This is a genomic window from Pseudomonas sp. R-28-1W-6, from assembly GCF_009799925.1.
Classification (GTDB): Bacteria; Pseudomonadota; Gammaproteobacteria; order Pseudomonadales; family Pseudomonadaceae; genus Aquipseudomonas.
On the sequence record NZ_WELK01000002.1, the window covers coordinates 252,010 to 271,323 of the forward strand.

Annotated in this window: 18 protein-coding genes and 2 pseudogenes; 7 read left to right on the forward strand and 13 right to left on the reverse strand. The window is 67.3% G+C overall.

The window, feature by feature from the left end:
* Positions 1-163: 163 nt before the first annotated feature.
* A pseudogene (locus F3I62_RS05385) lies at positions 164-865 on the forward strand (CBS domain-containing protein); the annotation flags it as partial.
* On the opposite strand, the gene F3I62_RS05390 reads toward F3I62_RS05385, so the two are convergent.
* Genes F3I62_RS05390 through F3I62_RS05410 form a run of 5 tightly spaced genes read right to left on the reverse strand, consistent with a single transcriptional unit; the run spans position 849 to position 4,162 of the window.
* On the reverse strand, positions 849-1,598 hold the full coding sequence (locus F3I62_RS05390) for an SGNH/GDSL hydrolase family protein (RefSeq protein ID WP_160488663.1): 750 nt from the start codon (positions 1,596-1,598) through the stop codon (positions 849-851). The pseudogene F3I62_RS05385 and the gene F3I62_RS05390 sit on opposite strands and share 17 nt — an antisense overlap.
* Positions 1,598-2,779, reverse strand: a complete 1,182-nt coding sequence (gene purT, locus F3I62_RS05395; RefSeq protein WP_160488664.1) for a formate-dependent phosphoribosylglycinamide formyltransferase — start codon at positions 2,777-2,779, stop codon at positions 1,598-1,600. Before purT ends, F3I62_RS05390 begins: the two co-directional genes overlap by 1 nt.
* 33 nt (positions 2,780-2,812) lie before the next feature.
* Positions 2,813-3,019, reverse strand: coding sequence for a DUF1289 domain-containing protein (locus F3I62_RS05400; RefSeq protein WP_178122492.1), 207 nt, complete (start codon positions 3,017-3,019; stop codon positions 2,813-2,815).
* Positions 3,019-3,543: a gamma carbonic anhydrase family protein gene (locus F3I62_RS05405; RefSeq protein ID WP_160488665.1), complete on the reverse strand. Its 525-nt coding sequence runs from the start codon at positions 3,541-3,543 to the stop codon at positions 3,019-3,021. The genes F3I62_RS05400 and F3I62_RS05405 overlap by 1 nt, the downstream gene beginning before the upstream one ends.
* Positions 3,544-3,553: 10 nt before the next feature.
* Positions 3,554-4,162, reverse strand: coding sequence for a CoA pyrophosphatase (locus F3I62_RS05410; protein ID WP_160488666.1), 609 nt, complete (start codon positions 4,160-4,162; stop codon positions 3,554-3,556).
* Between the two features lie 136 nt (positions 4,163-4,298).
* On the opposite strand from F3I62_RS05410, the gene F3I62_RS05415 reads away from it, so the two are divergent.
* Positions 4,299-4,844, forward strand: a complete 546-nt coding sequence (locus F3I62_RS05415) for an NUDIX hydrolase (RefSeq protein WP_160488667.1) — start codon at positions 4,299-4,301, stop codon at positions 4,842-4,844.
* Positions 4,845-4,911: 67 nt separating this feature from the next.
* Positions 4,912-5,142 carry a DUF2789 domain-containing protein gene (locus tag F3I62_RS05420; RefSeq protein ID WP_160488668.1) on the forward strand — a complete coding sequence of 77 codons (231 nt, stop codon included), beginning with the start codon at positions 4,912-4,914 and terminating at the stop codon, positions 5,140-5,142.
* Here F3I62_RS05420 and F3I62_RS05425 read toward each other — a convergent pair whose 3' ends face one another.
* Complete coding sequence (locus F3I62_RS05425) at positions 5,143-6,063, reverse strand: hypothetical protein (protein WP_160488669.1); 921 nt, start codon at positions 6,061-6,063, stop codon at positions 5,143-5,145.
* 199 nt (positions 6,064-6,262) lie between these two features.
* Between F3I62_RS05425 and F3I62_RS05430 the strand changes: the two genes are divergently transcribed.
* From F3I62_RS05430 to F3I62_RS05440, 3 genes and pseudogenes are all read left to right on the forward strand, one after another.
* Complete coding sequence (locus F3I62_RS05430) at positions 6,263-6,766, forward strand: murein L,D-transpeptidase family protein (protein ID WP_160488670.1); 504 nt, start codon at positions 6,263-6,265, stop codon at positions 6,764-6,766.
* Positions 6,767-6,882: 116 nt separating this feature from the next.
* Positions 6,883-7,212 (forward strand): hypothetical protein, encoded by a 330-nt coding sequence (locus F3I62_RS05435; protein WP_160488671.1) that lies wholly within the window; start codon positions 6,883-6,885, stop codon positions 7,210-7,212.
* 85 nt (positions 7,213-7,297) lie between these two features.
* Positions 7,298-7,538 (forward strand): annotated as a pseudogene (locus tag F3I62_RS05440) (MarR family winged helix-turn-helix transcriptional regulator); the annotation flags it as partial.
* Between the two features lie 79 nt (positions 7,539-7,617).
* Here the strand turns inward: F3I62_RS05440 and F3I62_RS05445 are convergent.
* The 3 genes from F3I62_RS05445 to purL all read right to left on the reverse strand — a co-directional run bounded on the left by F3I62_RS05445 (position 7,618) and on the right by purL (position 12,377).
* Positions 7,618-7,935: a YqfO family protein gene (locus tag F3I62_RS05445; protein ID WP_160488672.1), complete on the reverse strand. Its 318-nt coding sequence runs from the start codon at positions 7,933-7,935 to the stop codon at positions 7,618-7,620.
* A gap of 177 nt (positions 7,936-8,112) precedes the next feature.
* Positions 8,113-8,388 (reverse strand): CDGSH iron-sulfur domain-containing protein, encoded by a 276-nt coding sequence (locus tag F3I62_RS05450; RefSeq protein WP_160488673.1) that lies wholly within the window; start codon positions 8,386-8,388, stop codon positions 8,113-8,115.
* A gap of 92 nt (positions 8,389-8,480) precedes the next feature.
* Entirely contained in the window at positions 8,481-12,377 is a 3,897-nt protein-coding gene (gene purL / locus F3I62_RS05455; protein ID WP_160488674.1) for a phosphoribosylformylglycinamidine synthase, read from the reverse strand.
* 160 nt (positions 12,378-12,537) lie between these two features.
* Between purL and mltF the strand changes: the two genes are divergently transcribed.
* Positions 12,538-14,016, forward strand: a complete 1,479-nt coding sequence (gene mltF / locus F3I62_RS05460; RefSeq protein WP_160488675.1) for a membrane-bound lytic murein transglycosylase MltF — start codon at positions 12,538-12,540, stop codon at positions 14,014-14,016.
* Positions 14,017-14,195: 179 nt separating this feature from the next.
* Here the strand turns inward: mltF and tadA are convergent, their stop codons facing one another.
* The 4 genes from tadA to guaB all read right to left on the reverse strand — a co-directional run bounded on the left by tadA (position 14,196) and on the right by guaB (position 19,299).
* Positions 14,196-14,675: a tRNA adenosine(34) deaminase TadA gene (gene tadA, locus F3I62_RS05465; RefSeq protein ID WP_160488676.1), complete on the reverse strand. Its 480-nt coding sequence runs from the start codon at positions 14,673-14,675 to the stop codon at positions 14,196-14,198.
* A gap of 10 nt (positions 14,676-14,685) precedes the next feature.
* Positions 14,686-16,053, reverse strand: a complete 1,368-nt coding sequence (locus tag F3I62_RS05470) for a multicopper oxidase family protein (RefSeq protein WP_160488677.1) — start codon at positions 16,051-16,053, stop codon at positions 14,686-14,688.
* 119 nt (positions 16,054-16,172) lie between these two features.
* Positions 16,173-17,753 carry a glutamine-hydrolyzing GMP synthase gene (gene guaA / locus F3I62_RS05475; RefSeq protein ID WP_160488678.1) on the reverse strand — a complete coding sequence of 527 codons (1,581 nt, stop codon included), beginning with the start codon at positions 17,751-17,753 and terminating at the stop codon, positions 16,173-16,175.
* 76 nt (positions 17,754-17,829) lie between these two features.
* Positions 17,830-19,299 (reverse strand): IMP dehydrogenase, encoded by a 1,470-nt coding sequence (gene guaB, locus F3I62_RS05480; protein ID WP_160488679.1) that lies wholly within the window; start codon positions 19,297-19,299, stop codon positions 17,830-17,832.
* Between the last annotated feature and the right edge of the window lie 15 nt (positions 19,300-19,314).

The following is a 19,314-nucleotide window of genomic DNA, read 5'->3' on the forward strand; positions in this document are numbered from 1 at the left end:
ATGGTGGCTCGGCGCTCTGCTCCTGCTGAGCGCCGCGGCCTGTCTGCTGCGGGGCGAAATCGATTTCCGCCGCGCCGGCAACGGTACCGACGTGGCCCGCCGCCGCGAGCGCCGGCGGACCACGCGCGCACCCTCACTGCAGGAGGCCCGCCAGCAGCGCCAGAGCACCCTGCTCGAACTGCTCGAACTGGAAAAGGTCACGGTCGACGACATCCTGATCCCGCGCAGCGAGGTCGTCGGCATCGACCTCGACGACGACCTGGGGCAGATCACCGAACAGCTGCGCCGCACCCCGCACACCCGCCTGCCGGTGTTTCGCGGCGACATCAACCAGGTCGAAGGCATCGTGCACATGCGCCGCCTGGCCAGCCTGCTGACCCAGGGCCAGCTGACCCACGCCAGCCTGCTGGAGTGCTGCCAGCAGCCCTACTTCGTGCCGGAAAGCACCCCACTGGCCACCCAGCTGATCAACTTCCAGAAGGAAAAGCGCCGCTTGGGCCTGGTGGTCGACGAATACGGCGACGTCCTCGGCATCGTCACCCTGGAAGACCTGCTCGACGAGATAGTCGGCGACTTCAGCCACGAAGAAGGCGAAAGCAACCCGGAGATCCATCCGCAGGCCGACGGCACGCAGATCATCGAAGGCACCGCCAATATCCGCGAGATCAACAAGTCCCTCGGCTGGCGCCTGCCCAGCGACGGCCCGAAGACCCTCAACGGCCTGATCACCGAAGCCCTGGAAACCATCCCGGACAGCCCGGTGTGCCTGAAAATAGGCCCCTACCGCCTGGAAATCCTCGAGTCCAGCGAGAGCCGGGTGACCAGCGTGCGCCTGTGGCAGGCGCCGTTCAGGCGTTCGCGCTAGCCAGCGTCGGCACGGCAACGCTCAGGCTGGCCGCCAGCCCCTCGCCCCACAGCCGATAACCCAGCGCCGACGGGTGATAGCCATCAGCCGCCAGGTAGTCCGCGGCAAACTCCAGCTCCAGCCGGTGATAGCCGGCCGCCACCTCGGTACAGACCCGCCGCAGCCGGCGGTCGAGCAGCGTCGCCCGCCACCCCAGCAGCCGGCGCAACAGCCAGGGCAAGGCGCTGAAATGCTCGATCGGCGGCACCCCGGTAAAGGCCACCGGCACGCCGCGCGCGGCCAATGCAGCGGACAGGCTACGCAGGGCAGCATCCCAGCCGTGCAAGGTCCGCAGATGGGTGGTGTCGTTGACCCCGAACACCAGCACGGCGAGGTCCGCCGGCTCGGCCAGGGCCTGCGGCAGCAGCCGGGCACAGGCCTGATCGGTGGTGATGCCGTTCTCGCCGCACGCCCGCCAGGCCACCGGGCGCCGCAGCCGCGCAGCCAGGGCGGCAGCCAGTTGCCCGGCCAGGGCCGCCTCCTGGGAGTCGACGCCGACTCCGGCCACGGTGGACTCGCCGAGCAGCACCAGACGCAGCGGCGCACCGGTGTAATCGCCACCGGCCAGGCCCTGCTGGGCGCCCGCCGCCGGCGGCAGGCGCAAGGCCGTGCGCCGGGCCCACAGCGCCTGCGGCAAGGCCACCGGTAACAACAGCAGGGCCAGGCCCCACCAGCCGGCAGCGCGCAGCTGCATCACAGCTCGACGCTGACCGCCTGGGCCGCGCGCGTCGCCTTGGCCCGCGCCGCCTCGAGGCTTTCATCGCGCGCCAGGGCCACGCCCATGCGCCGCTGGCCGCTGACTTGCGGCTTGCCGAACAGGCGCAGGGCGGTATCCGCCTCGGCCAGGGCGGCACCGAGATTGCCGAAGGTGACCTGCTGCGACTCGCCTTCGACCAGGATCACCGCCGAGGCGGACGGGCCGAACTGGCGAATCGCCGGGATCGGCAGGCCGAGAATGGCCCGCGCATGCAGGGCGAATTCGGACAGATCCTGGGAAATCAGGGTGACCAGGCCGGTGTCGTGCGGGCGCGGGGAGATTTCGCAGAACCACACCTGATCACCCTTGACGAACAGCTCCACGCCGAACAGGCCGCGCCCGCCCAGCGATTCGGTGACCGCCAGGGCGATGCGCTCGGCCTCGGCCCGCGCCTTGGCGCTCATCGGCTGCGGCTGCCAGGACTCCTGGTAATCACCCTTGACCTGACGATGGCCCACCGGGGCACAGAAGGTGGTGCCGCCGGCATGGCGCACGGTGAGCAAGGCGATCTCGTAGTCGAAGTCGATGAAGCCCTCGACTATCACCCGGCCCTTGCCGGCGCGCCCGCCCTCTTGGGCGTAATCCCAGGCGGCCTGCAGATCGGCGGCGCTCTTCAGCACCGACTGGCCCTTGCCGGAAGAACTCATGATCGGTTTGATCAGGCAGGGAAAGCCCAGCTTCTCGGTCGCCGCGCGACATTCCTCCAGCGAGTCGGCAAAGACATAGGGCGAAGTCGGCAGCCCCAGCTCCTCGGCGGCCAGGCGACGAATGCCTTCGCGGTTCATGGTCAGCCTGGCCGCGCGCGCACTGGGGATCACGGTGAAGCCTTCGGCTTCCAGCTCGACCAGGGTGTCGGTGGCGATCGCCTCGATCTCCGGCACGATGTAGTGCGGCTGCTCCAGCTCGATCACCGCGCGCAGGGCGGCGCCGTCGAGCATGCTGATGACGTGGCTGCGATGGGCCACCTGCATGGCCGGGGCATTGGCATAGCGGTCGACGGCGATCACTTCGCAGCCCAGGCGCTGCAGCTCGATGACCACTTCCTTGCCCAGCTCGCCGGAGCCACAGAGCAGAACGCGGGTGGCCGTCGGCGACAGCGGAGTACCGATACGGGGCATGCAAGAGTCCTCGTCAGAAAGGGAAACGGGTAGTTAGTGGGCGGCCGGCTGCTGGAGGAACAGACCGGCGGCACGAGTGCGTTCGACGCAGCGCGCCAGCACCAGGCGGCGCTCGGCATTGTCCATGCGCCCCCAGCGGGTGATCTCGTCCGCCGTGCGCTGGCAGCCGGTGCAGAGGTCCTGCTCGTCCAGCGCGCAGATGCTCACGCAGGGTGACTTGACCGGGCGTTCGGCCTCCATCAGGCCTCGTCCTCGGCCAGGTCGCGGGCATAGCGCTGGGCGTTGTGCACGTAATGGGCGGCGCTGCCTTCGAGCATCTGCTTCTGCTGCTCGGTCAGTTCGCGCACCACCTTGCCGGGGCTGCCCATCACCAGGCTGCCGTCGGGAATCTCCTTGCCCTCGGCGATCAGGCTGTTGGCGCCGATGATGCAGTGCTTGCCGATCCTGGCGCCGTTGAGGATCACCGAGTTGATGCCGATCAGGCTGTAATCGCCCACCGTGCAGCCGTGCATCATCACGTTGTGGCCGACGGTGACGCCCTTGCCCAGGGTCAGCGGGAAGCCCATGTCGGTGTGCATCACCGTGCCGTCCTGCACGTTGCTGTTCTCGCCGATATGGATCAGCTCGTTGTCGCCGCGCAGCACGGCGCCGAACCAGACGCTGGCGCCCTGCTCCAGGCGCACCTTGCCGATCACCGCCGCGGTGGGGGCGATCCAGCTTTCGGGGTGCGCATCGACACGGGCATCGCCCAGGCGGTACTTCATGGTTGACTCCTCACAGGCGAATGATCTTGACCGAGGGTTTGGGCGGCTGCTCCAGGTCGATGCCGGCATCGAACACCAGGTTGACCAGCTCGACGATCATCACCGCCGTCAGCCCCCAGATCTTGTAGTTGTCGTAGTGGTAGCAGGGCACGTACCAGCTGCGCCCCTCGTAATCGATGCGGTGGGTGACCTCGCGCGGGTCGTCGCAGAAGAAGCGCAGCGGCACGGCGAACACCGCGGCGATCTCGTCGTCGTTGGCGCGGTACTCGACGAAGTCCGGCACCACCCCGACATAGGGCGTGACCTTGATGCCGAAGCGCGACACCAGTGGGCTGAGCGGGCCGATCATCTCCACCAGGCCCGGCGGCAGGCCGACCTCTTCCTCGGCCTCGCGCAGGGCGGTGTGGATCAGGTCGCGGTCTTCCGGGTCGCGCCGACCGCCGGGAAAGGCCACTTCGCCACCGTGGGTGGACAGGCCGCTGGCACGCAGGGTCAGCACCAGTTCCGGCTCGTCGCTGCGGGTCAGCGGCAACAGCACGGCGGCTTCGGGCAGGCGCTTGTCGGTCTCCAGGATGCGTGGCGTATGGCTACGCACGCGCAGGAGCAGCTCGTCGAGCATGGCTCATTCTCGGTCTTTTCTTCTAACCGGCATGATGGCATGAAAGCCGGGGGCCGCCCAAGCCCTGCCCCGACGGGACTGCTTGCCGGTAACCCGCCGGTAGCGCGAAGATGGGCCATTGAAGAAAGGAGCCGGCATGAAATTCTGCAGTCACTGTGGCAGCCCGGTGGAGCAGCGCATTCCGCTCGGCGACAACCGCCTGCGCTACGTCTGCCCGCAGTGCCAGACCATCCACTACCAGAACCCGCGCATCGTCGCCGGCTGCCTGCCGGTATGGGGCGAGCAGGTGCTGCTGTGCCGCCGCGCCATCGAACCGCGCCGCGGCTTCTGGACCCTGCCGGCCGGCTTCATGGAGAACGGCGAGACCCTGGAGCAGGCCGCCGCCCGCGAGACCCACGAGGAAGCCTGCGCGCGGGTGCGCGAGCTGAACCTGTACACCCTGTTCGACCTGCCGCACATCAGCCAGCTGTATGTGTTCTTCCGCGCCGAACTGGTCGACCTGGACTTCGCCGCCGGCGAGGAAAGCCTCGAGGTGCAACTGTTCCACGAGCACGAGATCCCCTGGGGCGAGCTGGCCTTTCCGACCGTCGGGCGCACGCTGAAGTGCTACTTCGCCGACCGCCGCGCGCAGGTCTACCCGATCCGCAACGAAGGCATCGCCCCGCTGCGACCGCCCACCTGAGCGCCGCCGGGCAGCTATAGTCCTTTCTGCTTATCCGCCATTGGCTCGACGCCTGACAGGAGGAACCATGGACACCAGCGACCACAGCCTGAGCACCCTGTTTCTGCAACTCGGCCTGCCCGCCGGCAAGGCCGCGATCGAGGCCTTTCTGCGCGAGCACCGACTGCCGGCCGGGATGACCCTGGCCCAGGCGCCGTTCTGGAATGCAGGGCAGGCCGCCTTTCTCCAGGAAGCCCTGGACGACGATTCGGACTGGGCGGAAATGGCCGACGAACTGGCCCTGCTGCTGTCCCGCTAGCTAGCCGGGTAGTTCCAGCTCGAGGGCCAGCAGGCTGGCGGCGATCCGCGGGTCGTCGGCATCGGTGACCAGGTTCAGCAGTAGGCGCCGGCCGCGCTGCTGCAGCGCCAGCCCCTCGACCTTCCACTGCGGGCCCAGGCTGGCCAGCCGGCGTATCCGGCCATCGGCCTCGACCAGGCCGAGCACCGCCCCCAGGCAGGCGCCATCCCGATAACTGTCGGTGGTGTTCTCCGCCACCGCACTGAACAGCCAGCGCCCGTCGGCCAGCGCCGCGCCATCGGTAAAACCCAGCGCCACCCCGTCCAGCTCCCCCAGCGCCAGGATCTGCACGGCCTGCGGCAGCGGCGCCGCGGCCTGGCCGAGCAGCCAGGCCTGCACCGCCGGCCAGGCAAAATGCACCGCCGCATTGCCGGCCTGGCCCTGGTTGCCACGCTGCAGCAGGAGCAACTGCTGGCCGAGGATGAAGGCGCCCTCGATGTTCAGGTCGGCAAACTGCAAGTGCAGGGCGGCGTACAGGGGCGCCAGGTCGATCAGGCGCGGCGCGCCGCGTACCGCCCCCCGCTCGTCCAGGGCCAGCAGCAGCGCCTGCTGGCGGTTCGGTCTGGAGCCCGAGCCCAGCGCCAGCAATGCCCCCTGCGCATAGCCGGGCATGGCCGGCAGCAATGCCAGGGCCTCGAGATCGGGCTTGGCCGCCTTGCGTTCGGCCGGGGCGGCGGGCAACTCGCCGGGAAACAGGCGCAGCAACTGCCCGGGCGCGCCATCGTCGGCGCGGAACACGCCCAGGTGCAGCTCGTCGTCGGCCACCACGTACAGGTAGCCGGCGCAGCGCACCAGGGCACTGGCGGCGCTCAGGTGCGAGCGGCCGGCCGGGTACTGGCCCGGGGCCAGGTGCAAATCACGCAGGTGGCGCAGATCGTTCATGGCCAATGTTCATCCCCGTGGCGGTTGATGACGCCGATCAGAGCAGGCCGCTCCCAGCCTGTCGAGCCATTTGCGCGCGCCGGCCAGCCGGGCGCGACCGGCAATCCCCCGAGGATTGAACATCGGCGCCGGCATAGGCAGACTCTCGCCCCATAACAACCTGTTCGCTCAGGCCACAGAAACGCTCTGGAACATCGCAATGCGCTGGTTGCTCGCCGCCCTCTGTCTTTCCCTCGTCAGCCTCGCCAACGCCTCGACGGCACCCACCCTGCGCGGCAAGCCAATCGACAAGGTGCTGGTGGTCAAATCCGAACGCAAGCTGCACCTGATCGGCCGCGGCGAAGTGCTCAAGTCCTACCGGGTATCCCTCGGTAAGCAGCCCAAGGGCGCCAAGCTGCGCGAAGGCGACAGCCGCACGCCGGAAGGCTTCTATTGGATCGACTGGCGCAAGACCAGCGAGAAGTACAACCTATCGATGCACATCTCCTACCCCAATGCCCGCGACGCCGCCAACGCGCGCAAGAAAGGCGTGCCGCCCGGCGGCATGATCATGATCCACGGCACCCCGCTGGACGCCGAATACCCCGAGTGGTACTTCCACACCCTCGACTGGACCGAGGGCTGCATCGCCATGAAGAACGCCGACATGCGCGAGATCTGGAGCCTGGTCAAGGACGGCACGCTGATCGAGATCCGCCCCTAGGGCCTGTTCCGGTTTCGCTCACGGCCGCGACGGCGCCTTGCGCTGGCCCGCCCGGCACTTGAAGCGCCAGCCGTTCTCCACGATCATGCCCGCCCCACATGGATCAGGACCCGCACATGGAACAGCAACAGCAGCACTCCGGGCTCGGCATCGCCTCGTTCACCATCAGCATCGTCTGCGCCATTCTGCTCTTCCTGCTGTTCCTGATCGCCGGCGTGATGGAAGCCTCGACCCCGGGCGGGATCGACGAGGAGTCGGTCGAGGCCGTGATGCTCGGCCTGTTCATCATCTTCCTGCTGTTCCTCAACCTGCTGGCCATCGGCCTGGGCATCGGCGGCCTGTTCCAGACCGAGCGCAAGAAGATCTTCGCCATCCTCGGCAGCATCTTCGCCGCGCTGACCACCCTGTTCGCGGTGCTGCTGATGATCATCGGCAACGCCATGTGAAGGGTACGCAACGTCGGTAGATGTTTGCACCCCACGCTCTTGCGCGACAACTTGCTGCCTTCACCCTTGAGCGCGGGATAGCCCGATGAAACAGCCCAGCGCCAGTGCCGCCCTGCACCTGGACAACCAGCTGTGCTTCGCCCTGCATTCGACTTCGCTGCTGATGACCAAGGCCTGCAAACCGCTGCTGCAGAGCATCGGCCCGACCTAGCCGCAGTACCTGGCCATGCCGGTGCTGTGGAAAGGTGACGGCATCACCGTCGGCGAAATCAGCGCCCGCCGGCTCGCTGACCCCGCTGCTCAAGCGCCTGGAGGGCGAAGGCCTACCCAGCAGTCCCCAAAGGCCAAAAGCACAAAGCCCCGGCTTGCATTGGCAAGCCGGGGCTTTGTCTGTCGCGCCGGGTATCAGAACTGCAGGTCGGAAAGCCGCCACACATCGAACGCCGGCGTCTCGTAGGGGTGGGCTTTCTTCATGGCCTTGACCGCGTCATGCAGAAGTTCGTCGGCCACCACCAGCTCGACCTTCCACTCCGCCACCTGGTGCACCTGCCCGTGAAAGCCGAGGTACGGCTCGCTGCCCTCCAACGGGCGATACTGGCCCTGGCCCAGGACCTGCCAGCAGCAACTGTCATACTTGCCAATGCGTCCTGCCCCAGCGGCGAACACCGCCGTCTTGACCACATCCAGGTGGCTTTCCGGCACATAGAAACACAGCTTGTACATCCGCTTCTCCAAAGTGCATCGACGAATACGGGAGCCTCGCGACTCGCCCTGCCACAGCAATAATGGCATTTTGCCTTATTTGCTACCCGTGGCACAGTTCGCAACTCTGCATAGGACTCTCGGAAAGCCCGATAGTCCATTTCCTGGTTAGAGCAGTTAGCCATAAGCCAGGCCGGCTTAATCACCCTTGGTGAAGCGTTGCCAGCGCGCCTTGAGCCCTGCGGCCGGCGGGCTGTGGCTGCCATCGCAATAGGGCAGGCGCCGCGAGCGGCCGCAACGACACAGCAGCAGGCGCTGCTCGCGCGCAGGCTGCAGGCGCAAGCCGGTGCTGCACGCGGAGGAGCAATCGGGGAGTGCCGGCGAGCGCCCGCAACGGCATAGCAGCAAGGTCTCACCCGGCTTGACCAGGCGTACCTCGGGAAGAATGGGAGGGATGGAATCGCTGTCGGGCATCGCCGCCGTCTCGCGCGAGTGCCGCAGGGCGGCGGTGAGCGCCGCCCTCCCCGGCTACGGGAGAGGGCGGTGCAGCAGTCGGCAGGCGCCGATCAGTCGACCCAGACGCGGGCGTTGCGGAACATGCGCAGCCAGCCGCCGTCTTCCTGCCACTCGTCCGGGCGCCAGGAGTTCTGCGCGGCGCGGAACACCCGTTCCGGGTGCGGCATCATGATGGTCACCCGACCATCGCGGCTGCACAGGCCGGTGATCCCGCGCGGCGAGCCGTTCGGGTTGGCCGGGTAGGCCTCGGTGACCTTGCCCAGGTTGTCGACGAAACGCAGCGCCACGGTGCCGGACAGATCGGCTTCGAGCAGGGCTTCCTCGCTCTCGAACTCGGCATGCCCTTCGCCGTGGGCGATGGCGATCGGCAGGCGCGAGCCGGCCATGCCGCGCAGGAAGATCGAGGCCGACTCCTGCACCTGGACCATGGCCACGCGCGCCTCGAACTGCTCCGAGCGGTTGCGCACGAAGTGCGGCCAGAACTCGGTGCCGGGGATCAGCTCGTGCAGGTTGCTCATCATCTGGCAGCCGTTGCACACGCCGAGGGCGAAGCTGTCCTTGCGCGCGAAGAAGGCCTGGAAGCCGTCGCGGGCACGGGCGTTGAACAGGATCGACTTGGCCCAGCCCTCGCCGGCGCCCAGCACGTCGCCGTAGGAGAAGCCGCCGCAGGCCACCAGGCCCTTGAACTCTTCCAGGCTGACGCGACCACTGAGGATGTCACTCATGTGCACATCCACGGCGCTGAACCCGGCACGGTCGAAGGCCGCGGCCATCTCCACCTGGCCGTTGACGCCCTGCTCGCGCAGCACCGCCACCCGCGGACGCACGCCTTTCTTGATGTACGGCGCGGCGATGTCCTGGTTGACGTCGAAGCTGAGCTTCACCGACAGGCCCGGATTGTCCTCGTCGAGGATGCTGTCGAACTCCTGCTCGGCGCAGCTGGCGTTATCGCGCAGGCGCTGGATCTGGTAGCTGGTCTCGGCCCACTGGCGCTGCAGCAGGCGGCGCTGGCCGCCGAACACCGGCTCGCCATTGAAGCTGATGGCCACGTCGCTGCCGTTGATCGGCTGGCCGATCACCGCCACGCAGTCGCCCAGGCCGGCGGCGCTGAACTGCGCCAGCACTTCCGGGGTGGCGTCCTGATGGACCTGGATCACCGCACCCAGCTCTTCGTTGAACAGCACGGCGGCGACATCGTCGCGGCCGTCGGCCAGGGCATCGAGGAACAGGCTCAGACCGCAGTGGCCAGCGAAGGCCATTTCCAGGGCGGTGGCCAGCAGGCCGCCGTCGGAACGGTCGTGGTAGGCCAGCAGCAGGCCATCGTTGTTGAGGCCCTGGATCACCGCGAAGAAGGCCTTGAGGTCTTCGGCGTCGTCGACGTCCGGCACCGTCTGGCCGAGCTTGCCGTAGGTCTGCGCGAGGATAGAGCCGCCCATGCGGTTCTGCCCGCGGCCCAGGTCGATCAGGATCAGGTCGGTCTCGCCCTTGTCCAGGCGCAGCTGCGGGGTCAGGGTCTGGCGGATGTCGACGACCGGGGCGAAGCCGGTGACGATCAGCGACAGCGGCGAGGTCACGGATTTCTCCCGGCCCTCGTCCTGCCAGCGGGTCTTCATCGACATCGAGTCCTTGCCCACCGGGATGGTGAGGCCCAGGGCCGGACACAGCTCCATGCCCACCGCCTTCACGGTGTCATACAGGCGGGCATCCTCGCCCGGGTGGCCGGCGGCGGCCATCCAGTTGGCGGACAATTTGATCTCGGAAAGCTTGTCGATGCGCGAGGCGGCGATGTTGGTCAGCGTCTCGCCGATCGCCATGCGCCCGGAGGCGGCGGCGTCCAGCAGGGCCAGCGGGGTGCGCTCGCCCATGGCCATGGCTTCGCCGGTATACACGTCGAAGCTGGTGGCGGTCACGGCGCAGTCGGCCACCGGCACCTGCCACGGGCCGACCATCTGGTCGCGGGCGACCAGGCCGGTGATGCTGCGGTCGCCGATGGTGATCAGGAAGTTCTTGCTGGCCACGGCCGGGTGACGCAGCACGCGGCTGACCGCTTCGTCGAGGTCGACGCTGGCGGCACTGAAGTCATCGCCCTGCTCGGCTTCGCGGGTGACGCTGCGGTGCATGCGCGGCGGCTTGCCGAGCAGCACTTCGAGCGGCATGTCCACCGGCTGGTTGCCGAAGTGGCTGTCGTTCACGGTTAGGTGCGGCTCGGCGATGGCCTCGCCGACCACGGCGAACGGGCAGCGCTCGCGCTCGCAGATGGCCTTGAAGCGTTCGAAGTCGGCGGCGTCCACGCTCATCACGTAGCGCTCCTGCGACTCGTTGCACCAGATTTCGTGCGGGGCCATGCCCGGCTCGTCGTTGGGCACGGCGCGCAGTTCGAAACGACCGCCGCGACCGCCGTCGTTGATCAGCTCCGGCAGGGCGTTGGAGATGCCGCCGGCACCGACGTCGTGGATGAACTTGATCGGGTTGTGCTCGCCCAGCTGCCAGCAGCGGTCGATGACTTCCTGGCAGCGCCGCTCCATTTCCGGGTTGTCGCGCTGCACCGAGGCGAAGTCCAGGTCGGCCGAGCTGGTGCCGGTAGCCATGGACGAGGCCGCGCCGCCGCCCAGGCCGATGAGCATGGCCGGGCCGCCGAGCACGATCAGCTTGGCGCCGACCGAGATCTCGCCCTTCTGCACATGGTCTTCGCGGATGTTGCCCATGCCACCGGCGAGCATGATCGGCTTGTGGTAGCCGCGCACTTCCTCGCCACGCGGGCTGTTCACCGCCTGTTCAAAGGTACGGAAGTAGCCGGTCAGCGCCGGCCGGCCGAATTCGTTGTTGAACGCGGCGCCGCCCAGCGGGCCTTCGAGCATGATGTCCAGCGCGGTGACGATGCGCTCGGGCTTGCCGTACGGCACTTCCCAGGGCTGTTCGAAGCCGGGGATCTGCAGGTTGGACACGGTGAAGCCGGTCAGGCCGGCCTTCGGCTTGGCGCCGCGACCGGTGGCGCCTTCGTCGCGGATCTCGCCGCCGGAGCCGGTGGAGGCTCCGGGGAACGGGGCGATGGCGGTCGGGTGGTTGTGCGTCTCCACCTTCATCAGGATGTGCACCGGCTCCTGGGTCGCAGCGTACTCGCGGGTCTCGGGATTGGGGAAGAAGCGCCCGGCGACGTTGCCGACGATGACCGAGGCGTTGTCCTTGTAGGCGCTCAGCACGCCCTCACGGTGCAGCTCGTAGGTGTTCTTGATCATGCCGAACAGGGACTTGTCCTGGCTCTGGCCGTCGATGTCCCAGCTGGCGTTGAAGATCTTGTGCCGGCAGTGCTCGGAGTTGGCCTGGGCGAACATCATCAGTTCGATGTCGTGGGGGTTGCGCCCCAGCTCGGTGAAGCTCTTCACCAGATAGTCGATTTCGTCTTCGGCCAGGGCCAGGCCGAGCTGGACGTTGGCCTGCTCCAGGGCGGCGCGCCCACCACCGAGCACGTCCACCGAGGTCAGCGGCTTGGGCTGGGCGTGGCTGAACAGGCCGGCAGCCTCTTCCATGGCACCCAGCACCAGCTGGGTCATGCGGTCATGCAGCACCGCGGCGGCGGCCTGGATATCGGCGGCGGACAGTTCGCCGGCGACGTAATAGGCGATGCCGCGCTCCAGGCGCTGGATCTTCGCCAGGCCGCAGTTGCGGGCGATGTCGCTGGCCTTGCTCGACCAGGGCGAAATGGTGCCGAAACGCGGGATGGTGAGGAACAGGCGACCGTTCGGCTCCTGCACCGGCACGCTCGGGCCGTACTTCAGCAGACGGGCCAGTACTTGCTCTTCGTCGGCAGTGAGTACCCCGGCGACATCGGCAAAATGCGCGAACTCGGCGTACAGACCAGTCACGGCGGGGACCTTGGCGGTCAGTTGCGAAAGCAGTTTGCCGTGACGGAAGGCGGAAAGAGCGGGCGCGCCGCGCAGGATCAACATCGTGAACAGCCTCTGGGAAGGGGTGTGCTTTGAGGCCGTGCATTCTAGCCTAAAGCGCCGGCCGACGGCACCCGTAAGGAGGCGGGCGGCGACGGACCTAGCAGAGCCCCCTGCCGCTGTCGAGATATGGCCGGCGCCGGCCTTTGCGTATACTGCGTCGATGTTTGCACAAACTGCGTTGCGCATCCGCACTGCCGCCTGGCTGCTGGCGACCGCAATCCCTCTGCTGCTCGCGGGCTGTGATGGTGATGGCGAAGTCACCAAGCAGCCCAGCACCCTCGAGCGCGTACAGAAGGAGGGCGTGCTACGGGTGGTCACCCGCAACAGCCCGGCCACCTACTTCCAGGACCGCAGCGGCGAAACCGGCTTCGAATACGAACTGGTCAAGCGCTTCGCCGAAAACCTCGGTGTCGAGCTGCAGATCGAGACCGCCGACAACCTCGACGACCTGTTCAGCCGCCTGAATCAGAGCAACGGCCCGCAACTGGCCGCCGCCGGTCTGGTCGACAGCCCGGGGCGCAAGAGCCAGGCGCAGTTTTCCCAGCCCTACCTGCAGGTCACCCCGCAGGTCATCTACCGCAACGGCCAGCCCCGCCCCTCGCGCCCCGACGACCTGATCGGCAAGCGCATCCTGGTGCTGCAGGGCAGCAGCCATGCCGAACAGCTGGCGCAGCTGAAGACCACCCTGCCCGCGCTCAAGTACGAAGAATCCGCCGCCGTCGAGGTGGTCGACCTGCTGCGTATGGTCGACGAAGGGCAGATCGACCTGACCCTGGTCGACTCCAACGAACTGGCGATGAACCAGGTGTACTTCCCCAACGTGCGTGTGGCCTTCGACCTGGGCGACGCCAGCAACCTGGGCTGGGCGGTGGTCGGCGGCACGGACGACAGCCTGCTGCAGGAGGTCAACCACTTCCTCGCCCTGGTCGAGGAGAACGGCAGCCTGCAGCGCCTGAAACAGCGCTACTACGGGCACGTCGACGTACTCGGCTATGTCGGCGCCTACACCTTCGCCAAGCACCTGCAGCAGCGCCTGCCGCGCTACGAGCAGCATTTCAAGCAGGCCGCCGAGCAGCACAAGGTCGACTGGCGCCTGCTGGCCGCCATCGGCTACCAGGAGTCGCTGTGGCAGCCGGACGCCACCTCCAAGACCGGCGTGCGCGGCCTGATGATGCTGACCCAGGGCACCGCCCAGGCCATGGGCGTGGCAAATCGCCTGGACGCCCGGCAGAGCATCCAGGGTGGCGGCAAGTACCTGGCACTGATCCACGGCAGCCTGGCCGAGGACCTGGAGGAACCGGATCGCACCTGGTTCGCCCTGGCCGCCTACAACATCGGCATCGCCCACCTGGGCGACGCGCGCAAGCTGGCCAAGGCCGAAGGCCTGAACCCGGACAAGTGGCTGGACGTACAGAAGATGCTGCCGCGCCTGGCGCAGAAGCAGTGGTACAGCAAGACCCGCTACGGCTATGCGCGCGGCGGCGAAACCGTGCACTTCGTGCGCAACATCCGCCGCTACTACGACATCCTCAACTGGGTGACCCAGCCGCAGCTGGAGGGCACCCAGGTCGCCGAAAGCGGCATCCACGTGCCGGGCGTCAACCGCACCCTGCCCAAGGAAGAGCCCACCCAGCTCTGAGAGCCTGTTCACGATCTGCTGCGCGTCGGCTCTACTGCGTTAAAAACAGACTCGGAATGCTCATTTACAGCTCGTAAACTCCGCTTCCTCGCCTGTTTTTGCCTTGTATATCTCTAGCTCGCGAGATCGTGAACAGGCTCTGATAACCGGCCTGGCCCGAATGCAATCCAGGCCGGGGATCAGGACGAGCGCCGCGCCTTGAAGAAGGCACTCAGCACCGCCCCGCATTCCTGCGCCAGCAGGCCGCCTTCGACCAGCACCCGGTGGTTGAGGAACTCCTGGGTGAAGAACTGCCCGCGACTGACCACCACCCCGGCCTTGGGCTCGGTGGCGCCGTACACGACGCGGGCAATGCGCGAATGCACGATCAGCCCGGCGCACATGCTGCACGGCTCCAGGGTCACGTACAGGGTGCTGCCGGGCAGGCGGTAGTTGCGCAGGTCGAGGGCCGCGGCGCGGATCGCCACCATCTCGGCATGGGCGCTGGGGTCATGGGTGGAGATCGGGCAGTTGAAGCCACGGCCGATGATCTCGCCATCCTGCACCAGCACCGCGCCGACCGGCACCTCGCCGAGCGTCGCGCCCTCGCTGGCCAGGGCCAGGGCCTCGCGCATGAAGCGCTCGTCCTGGCTGCGGTCGATGATCTTGATCTGGCGCATCAAAGCTTCCTTAGACCACGGCAATCGCGGCCATCAGGCCGGTTTCCATGTGGTCGATGACATGGCAGTGGAACATCCACACCCCCGGATTATCGGCGACGAAGGCGATGCGCGCCGTTTCGTTCTTGCCCAGCAGGTAGGTGTCGGTGAAATACGGGACGATCTCGCGGCGGTCGGAATCGAGCACCTTGAAGCTCATGCCATGCAGGTGGATCGGGTGCTGGTACTGGGCCATGTTGCGCAGCACGAAGATGTAGTGGCCATCCTTCTTCAACGTGGCGATGGGCCGGTCGGCACAGGCCTTGTCATTGATGTCCCAGGCCTGGCCGTTGATCTGCCAGTAGCGCGCCGGCCCCGTCTGATTCGAGCTGGCCAGCATGGCCGCCCACTCGAAGTTGAAGCGCAGGGTCTCGGCCTGGGCGAGATCCGGCTCGGCCACCGGGTTGGCCGGCAGCGCCGGCGGCCAGTCGCCCGCCGCCTGCGCGCTGGCCACACTTTTCAGGGTCGCCAGGCGCAGCGGGCCGTTGCGCAGCGACAGCTCGGTGCCGGCGGCCGGCACCCTGAGCGCCAGGTCCAGGCGCATGCCTGGGCCCAGCCAGTAGTCCTTGCCCAGCGGGCGCGGCGCCACCGGGTTGCCGTCCAGGGCATAGATGCGCGCCTCGGCGCCCGGCAGATTGAGGCGATAGGTGATGGTGCTGTCGACATTGATCAGGCGCAGGCGCACCACCTGCCCGGCCGGCAGCTCCAGGGTTGGCAGCGCCACGCCGTTGATGCTCGACAGGCGCCCGCGAGTGCCTTCGCGCGCCGCCTCGCGCGGCACGCTGAAGTCGGTGAAGGCGCCCTGCTCGTCGACATGCCAGCTCTTCAGGCACAGCGTGCGCTCGTGGGCGAAGCCGCTCGGCTCGCGTTCCTCGACGATCAGCGGGCCGACCAGGCCGCGGCCGAGCTGCTCGCTGCTGGCCGTGTGCGGGTGATACCAGTAGCTGCCGGCATCCGGGGTGATGAAGTCGTAGTCGAAGTACTCGCCCGGCAGCACCGGCAACTGCGAGACATAGGGCACGCCGTCCATCTCCAGCGGCAGGCGGATGCCGTGCCAGTGGATGGTGGTGGGCTCATCCAGCTTGTTGATGAAGCGCACGCGCAGGCGCTCGCCCTGGCGGCAGCGCAGCTCCAGGCCCGGCGCCTGGCCACCGTAGCCCCAGGCCGGGGTCTTGTGCCCCGGCACCAGCTCCAGGTCGAGCGGCGCGGCGATCAGCTCGTAGTCATGGCTCGCGGCATTCTCGGGACGACCCAGCCAGTAGCGCACGCCACCGGCGCCGAGGCCGGCGATGCCGAGCGCACCCAGGCCGGCGAGTATCTGTCTGCGGGTAAAAGCCATTGTCATTCCCATCGACCAAGTATTTGCGACATCTTCTCATTACCTGAACAGCGCGACGAGCCGCAGATTGCCGCAGGCAGAAACGACAAGGGCAGCTCGCGCTGCCCCTGTCGGTCACCTCATTCCCACTCGATGGTGGCAGGCGGCTTGCTCGACACGTCGTAGGTGACGCGGGAGATGCCTTCGATCTCGTTGATGATGCGGTTGGACACTTTCTCCAGCAGCTCGTAGGGCAGGTGCGCCCAGCGTGCGGTCATGAAGTCGATGGTTTCCACGGCGCGCAGGGCGACTACCCAGGCGTAGCGACGGCCGTCACCGACCACGCCGACCGACTTCACCGGCTGGAACACCACGAAGGCCTGGCTGGTCTTGTGGTACCAGTCGAAGTTGTGCAGTTCCTCGAGGAAGATGTGGTCGGCGCGCCGCAGCAGGTCGGCGTACTCCTTCTTCACTTCGCCGAGGATGCGCACGCCCAGGCCCGGCCCCGGGAACGGGTGGCGGTAGACCATGTCGTAGGGCAGACCCAGCTCCAGGCCGATCTTGCGCACTTCGTCCTTGAACAGTTCGCGCAGCGGCTCGACCAGCTTGAACTGCATGTCTTCCGGCAGGCCGCCGACGTTGTGGTGGCTCTTGATCACGTGGGCCTTGCCGGTCTTGGCGCCGGCCGACTCGATCACGTCCGGGTAGATGGTGCCCTGGGCGAGGAATTTCACGTCCTTGAGCTTGGTGGCTTCCTGATCGAACACCTCGATGAAGCTGGCGCCGATGATCTTGCGCTTCTGCTCCGGATCACTGACCCCGGCCAGGCGGCCGAGGAACAGCGCTTCGGCGTTGGCGCGGATGACCTTGACGCCCATGTTCTCGGCGAACATGGCCATCACCTGGTCGCCTTCGTGCAGGCGCAGCAGGCCGTTGTCGACGAACACGCAGGTCAGCTGGTCGCCGATGGCCTTGTGCAGCAGCGCCGCAACCACCGAGGAGTCGACGCCGCCGGACAGACCCAGCAGCACCTTGGCCGAGCCGACCTGGGCACGCACGGTGGCGATGGCGTCTTCGACGATGTTGGCCGGGGTCCACAGCGCCGCACAGCCGCAGATGTCGAGGATGAAGCGCGAGAGGATGCGCCCGCCCTGCTTGGTGTGGGTCACTTCCGGGTGGAACTGCACGCCGTAGTAGCCGCGCACGTCGTCGGCCATGGCGGCGATCGGGCAGCTCGGGGTGCTGGCGAGGATGTGGAAGCCGGCCGGGATCTCGGTGACCTTGTCGCCGTGGCTCATCCACACGTCGAGACCGAACACGCCGTCGCTGTCGACATGGTCTTCGATGCCGTCGAGCAGGCGGCTCTTGCCGACCACGTCGACGCGGGCGTAGCCGAACTCGCGCAGGTCGGAACCCTGGACCTTGCCGCCGAGCTGCTCGGCCATGGTCTGCATGCCGTAGCAGATGCCGAAGATCGGCACATTCAGGTCGAACACCGCCTGCGGCGCGCGCGGGCTGTCCGCCTCGTGCACCGACTCCGGGCCACCGGCGAGGATCACCCCACGCGGGGCGAAGGCGCGGATCGCCTCGTTATCCATGTCGAACGGGTGGATTTCGCAATACACGCCGATCTCGCGCACACGGCGGGCGATCAGCTGGGTGTACTGGGAACCGAAGTCCAGGATGAGGATGCGGTGGGCGTGAATGTCAGGGTGAGCCATGGCCATCTCTCGTAGCGGAATTCACAAATGACAAGGGGCTGATCAGTCAGCCCCGTGTCGATTCATTGCAGTGGACTTAGCCCACGCGGTAGTTCGGGGCTTCTTTGGTGATCTGTACGTCGTGCACGTGCGACTCGGCCATGCCGGCGCCGGTGATGCGCACGAACTCCGGCTTGGTGCGCATCTCTTCGATGGTGGCGCAGCCGGTGTAGCCCATGGAGGCACGCAGGCCGCCCATCAGCTGGTGGACGATGGCGCTCATCGCGCCCTTGTATGGCACGCGCCCTTCGATGCCTTCCGGCACCAGCTTCTCGGCACCGGCCGAGGAGTCCTGGAAGTAGCGATCCGAGGAGCCCTGCGCCTGCGCCATGGCGCCCAGCGAGCCCATGCCGCGGTAGGCCTTGTAGGAGCGGCCCTGGAACAGTTCGACTTCGCCCGGGGCTTCTTCGGTACCGGCCAGCATGGAGCCGATCATCACCGCGGAGGCGCCGGCGACGATGGCCTTGGACAGGTCACCGGAGAAACGGATGCCGCCGTCGGCGATCAGCGGTACGCCGGTGCCGGCCAGGGCGGCGGCGACGTTGGCCACGGCACTGATCTGCGGAACGCCGACGCCGGCGACGATGCGGGTGGTGCAGATCGAGCCCGGGCCGATGCCGACCTTGACGCCGTCGGCGCCGGCTTCGGCCAGGGCCCTGGCGGCGTCACCGGTGGCGATATTGCCGCCGATCACCTGGACTTCCGGGAAGTTCTGCTTGACCCAGCGCACGCGGTCGATCACGCCCTTGGAATGGCCGTGGGCGGTGTCGACGATGATCACGTCGACGCCGGCGGCGGCCAGCGCGGCCACCCGGTCGGCGGTATCGGCGCCGGTGCCGACCGCCGCGCCGACGCGCAGGCGGCCCTGGTCGTCCTTGCTGGCCAGCGGATAGGCCTTGGCCTTCTCGATGTCCTTGACGGTCATCATGCCCTTGAGGCTGAAGGCGTCGTCGACGATCAGGACTTTCTCGATGCGGTGCTTGTGCAGCAGATCGCGCACGACTTCCTTGGTGGCGCCTTCCTTGACGGTGACCAGGCGCTCTTTCGGCGTCATCACGTCACGCACCAGGGCGTCCATGCGGTTCTCGAAGCGCACGTCGCGGGAGGTGACGATGCCGACCAGGTCGCCGTTGGAGAGCACCGGCACGCCGGAGATGTTGTTCTGCCGGGTCAGCTCGAACAGGTCGCGCACGGTGGCGTCGGCCTCGATGGTGATCGGGTCCTTGACCACGCCGGCCTCGAACTTCTTGACCTTGCGCACCTCGGCAGCCTGCTGCTCGATGGTCATGTTCTTGTGGATGATGCCGATGCCGCCTTCCTGGGCCATGGCAATGGCCAGGCGCGCTTCGGTGACGGTGTCCATGGCTGCCGACAGCAGCGGGATATTCAGCTCGATGCCACGGGTCAGGCGGGTCTTGAGACTCACATCCTTGGGCAGAACTTCGGAATAACCTGGAATGAGAAGAACGTCGTCGAAGGTCAGGGCTTCTTGACTGATACGCAGCATGGCGGGGGCTCCCGG